Here is a 623-nt window from a genome sequence, read left to right on the forward strand (position 1 = left end):
GTCGGACTCGTCCAGGTCCAGGGCGAGGAGTTCGCGCAGTTCGCCGACCAGGCGGGCGACAAGCTGGGGATGGGTGTCGGCGGCGTAGTCGTCGAGGGCAACTCTGCGACCGTGCCGAGAGTCTGGTGGGTGCACCACTCGACTCGAGGGGAACGGCCAGAGATGTTCGCTCACCGCACCAACCCGGGCGGACGCCGTGCGTCATCGCTGAGGCGTGCCATGCGTGTGCCGCTCGGTGTTGCCGCGACGGTGGTCCTGACCACCCTGGGAGCGGCCAATCCCGCAACGGCCCTGCCCGCACAGCGGTCCGAGCCCGCCAAGCCCGACTACGGGCTCTCGCTGGAGCAGCCCTATCTCACCAGCGACGTGGGCGGGACCCTTACCGTGCGGCCCAAGGTCTTCACGAGCCGGCCGGACGGTTCGCGTGTCTACGTGCCGGAGGGGGCGCCCCTCGGGGCGGGCATTGCGATCAAGTACAGACTGCCCGAGGACACCTCACCGGTCGGGCTTGACGAGCACAAGAGCTGCCGCAAGGTGAAGAGTGCTACGGATCCGGGTCGTCTGCGCATCAGATGCGACACGGTGTCCCCGCTGACGTTCCACGTGGACAAAGCCTTCATAGG

1 protein-coding gene is annotated in these 623 nt (G+C 68.1%); it reads left to right on the forward strand.

Translation table 11 applies throughout. From position 1 onward, the window contains the following. Window positions 1-219 precede the first annotated feature (219 nt). The coding region (locus tag ACFRCG_RS48860) for a hypothetical protein (RefSeq protein ID WP_380043147.1) at window positions 220-623 on the forward strand (404 nt) is incomplete at its 3' end.

This window comes from Embleya sp. NPDC056575 (assembly GCF_042793325.1).
Lineage (GTDB): Bacteria > Actinomycetota > Actinomycetes > Streptomycetales > Streptomycetaceae > Embleya.